We start from the raw sequence: 3,328 nt of genomic DNA on the forward strand, positions 1-3,328 counted from the left end.
GCCTGGGGCCGCGCCTGTCTTGCGCTATGTCGGGGAGTCTGTCGTCTCCCGAACCCTGGGTGCCTGGCGGCAGGGCGGGCTGCTTCGGGCAGCCCCGCGTCTGGATCCGGGTCATATTGTCTTCGGCCGCGGCGTTGGTCAAGGCGCGCTTGTACCCGTCGAGGACGCCCTCCCGGTTGCGCCTCAGGGTCTTGGCGGCCCGCCTCATCTCGGGGATGCCGCTTCTGGCGGCGAGGCTGGTCCACTTGGCGAGCGAGTCGCGCTTCTCGGCGCACCACCCCATGTCGGACCAGTCGCGGAACAGGTGCATGAGCTCGTATGCGCATTTCAGATCGGGGTCGGCCTCGAGCAGGCGCCCGGCCTTGGCGACGCGAGCTTCGCGGGGCTTGAGGAAGGAAAGCTCGGCTATCTCCTCCTCGGTAAGGTCGAGCGCGGGCGTCAAGGTGGCGCGGTTGACCGCAAGCTGCTCGGCGTACTCGAGGTCGATGCGCTCGAGCTCCTCGGGGCGCATCAGGAAGAGCTTCCAGGCCTTTCTGATCTCCTTGCGCAGGGCCTCGGGCAGCGACTCGTCTCTCTGGACTCGTCTGCGCACATCACTGAACGCATCGGTCACAAGCTTCACCACGTGGAATCGGTCTATGCACAAGGCAGCGCCGGGGCACCAGCGCTTATAAGCCCTGATGAACATCGGCGACATGTCGCAGCACCAGAACCTGACGGACCTGCGCTCGCGCGCGTCGAACCCCCCGAAGAAGCGCCCGATGCACTTGGACGTGAGCTGCGGCAAGATCTCGACGAGGAACCCCGAGCCCCCGTCGGCTATCGCCACGGCCATCTTGCCCTCGTCGGTGTTCGCCTTGAACTCGTCGATGCAAAGGGTGGAAGGCAGATAGCGTACATCAAGGATAGCCCGGTCGAGTACTTTGCTCGCCATATAGGCGCTCGGGCCGTTCTTCTCGGAAGTCGCCTTCACGGACTTCTTGTCCATGAGGTCGAACAGGATCAGGTCCTGCACGTCGACGGACATGTGGATGGAGGCCGTGCCTATCATCTCATGGCTCTCGTTCCAGGTCTTTCCGCACTTGGGGCAGATCATGCGCGTGACCTCGATCATGAGCATGAGCGGCACGCGGTGCGCCGGCACATGCCATACCTTGCGCCAGCGTCGGCCCTTGACGTGGGCGTGCGCACCGCAGCGAGGACACGTACGCTCTCGCACCTCGCGGCGAAGATACGCGACGTCGACATCGCCTCGGCGGGAGAACCTGACTACCTCGTATTCGTCGGATATGCCCAGCACTTCGTCGGCGCGGACGCGGGCTCGGGGCTGGTGTACACGGTGGCGCTCACGCCCGCCAACGTGTCCGACCTGGCCATGGCCCACGCACTCGTCCGCCCCGACGACGCGTTCTGCTACGGCGACCCGGGCTACACCGGCGTCGCGAAGAGGCCCGAGGTGGCCGGCGACGCGGCGCTGTCGGCCATCGACTGGGTCGTCGCCAGGCGCCCCTCGTCCGTCAGGACGCTCGGCGCCGCCGGCGACTTCGAGCGCGGGATAGAGTCGCGCAAGGCGTCGGTCCGCGCCAAGGTCGAGCTGCCCTTCCTCGTGGTGAAGCGCCAGTTCGGCTGGGTGAAGACCCGCTACCGCGGCCTCGCCAAGAACTACGCGCGGGCGTGCATGTCGTTCGCTCTGGCCAACCTCGCGCTCGTCGCCCGCGCGGGGCGCTCGCTCGACCCGCCGCCTTCGGCGGCGCGGGCCTGACGGCCCGCCCGCGGACGTCTGCGCCCGAAAACGGCCCCGGACCCCGAGTAGGGGGGTACGGGGCCGGAGGCAAACGCAGCCATGGGCCGTGTCAGCTCGTCAAACGGTAATAAATCAGTGCTTACCTAGGCAATCGCGATTCTGCTAGATGACCGTTTTCTCCTTGTTGATCGCAGAACCATCCTTACACCAGCTTTTGGCACACCATCCTTCTGCATGAACGTATTATCCCATAAACCAGCAGTTCAAAAGGTGTTTTTAGGTCAGATGACCGCATGCGCGGCAACCGGTTTGGGCGCGCTTGGCTGTTCAAAATCGATGCCGTCGAGCAGCCATATGAGCTGTCTGCGCTCTATCTGCAGCGACACCTCGCCGTCCTTGTCATGCCTCCAGCGAAATCCACCTTCAGCTAGGCGCACGTAGTACATGCACCACCCGTCCGCCTCGAAGCGCAAGAGCTTCATCTTGTTGCAGTCACGACTTACAAAGCAATACAGTGCTCCGTCTGTTGGGTCCATGCCGAAGTCAGTCGTGACCACGGAGGCGAGTCTTTGTATACCGGCTCGCATGTCTTGCGGACGACGTGATATGAAAAGCTTATCGGGTGTAGTAAACGGGTTCAAAGGGAAGCCACCGCCCTTAGCACACCTGTAATGTCAGCTTCGCTGCAACCTAGAGGAATAACGATGTCTGCATCCCTTACGCGCACGACAATAGAAGACGTGCATACGGGTGTACTATCCTCAACGCAATGTGCTGGCATAACAGGCGCTACCGCTACGGCAGGCCTAGCAAGCGCCGTGCGCGACGTGATCGACTCCCTCGACAGCTCATCCCACTCAGATGCGCTGGGCTTAGCGAACAGTTCTGGTTCCTCCTCGCGGAGCTTCGCCATCCACACATACAGCGTGGACTCCGCGACTTTGTTCAGCGCACACTAGTCTTTGATCGTCATGTCTGTCGAAAGGCACCGCTCCGCCTGTTCGCGGCGCATCGATCTTCTTTCTTGCGGCGTCATCGTCACTTCCTCCCATCAGGTTGTGGCGATTGTGGCGCCTATCGGCTAGAAGCTGAAGACGCGGAGGCTTTTACGCTTACGAATCGTGTGGTTGGGAGAAACCAGGGGAAAACTACCTAAAATCCCCCGCGAAAACCAGAAGAGCTGAAACGTGTAGGTAGGCGAGAGATGGCAAAAATGTGCTAAACCTACTCGTTTTAGCGGTTGCTCTCAGCCGATGCCCTCGAGGAACTGGGATAGGGTTATGCCGAAGCCCTGCGCGATCTTGGCGAGGTTTTGCAGCGTGAGGTTACGCCGGCTCGTCTCGATGGAGGCCAGATAAGAGCGGTTCATGCCGATCCGGGGCGCAAAGGTCTCCTGGCTGACGCCTTCGGCCTCCCGCAGGTTCTTGATGCGGTGGCCCACTTGTATTTGCAGAGAGCTAGGTAAACGCTGATTTATTCCGCCTGCAACAAGCCGCTCGCATCTGCTTTCAAAGTCCGTCGGGGCGGCGGCAAGCCGCCCCTCCATTGGCATGCAAGGGGCTCCGCCCCTTTGACGACCCCCGC

4 protein-coding genes are annotated in these 3,328 nt (G+C 62.2%); 1 reads left to right on the forward strand and 3 read right to left on the reverse strand.

The genetic code is table 11. From position 1 onward, the window contains the following. The coding region (locus HRL41_RS11750; protein WP_172137181.1) for an ISL3 family transposase at positions 1 to 1,219 on the reverse strand (1,219 nt) is incomplete at its 3' end. Here HRL41_RS11750 and HRL41_RS11755 point away from each other — a divergent pair. Beyond that, a complete protein-coding gene (locus HRL41_RS11755) occupies positions 1,145 to 1,762 on the forward strand; it encodes a transposase (RefSeq protein ID WP_256368342.1) in 618 nt (205 codons plus the stop codon). The two genes, HRL41_RS11750 and HRL41_RS11755, sit on opposite strands and share 75 nt — an antisense overlap. Positions 1,763 to 2,025: 263 nt before the next feature. On the opposite strand, the gene tnpB is transcribed toward HRL41_RS11755, so the two are convergent. Both tnpB and HRL41_RS11765 read right to left on the reverse strand, forming a co-directional pair. Further along, entirely contained in the window at positions 2,026 to 2,385 is a 360-nt protein-coding gene (tnpB, locus tag HRL41_RS11760; protein WP_172137183.1) for an IS66 family insertion sequence element accessory protein TnpB, read from the reverse strand. A gap of 605 nt (positions 2,386 to 2,990) precedes the next feature. Next, the coding region (locus HRL41_RS11765) for a helix-turn-helix domain-containing protein (protein ID WP_253904902.1) at positions 2,991 to 3,328 on the reverse strand (338 nt) is incomplete at its 5' end.

Origin of the sequence: Adlercreutzia sp. ZJ473, assembly GCF_013185065.1 — a bacterium.
In the GTDB taxonomy this organism is placed as follows: Bacteria; Actinomycetota; Coriobacteriia; order Coriobacteriales; family Eggerthellaceae; genus CAAEEV01.

What these genes read in the sequence shown, in the direction of transcription:
- HRL41_RS11755 (WP_256368342.1), top strand. Translation starts at nt 1,145, where the DNA reads ATGCCATACCTTGCGCCAGCGTCGGCCCTTGACGTGGGCGTGCGCACC.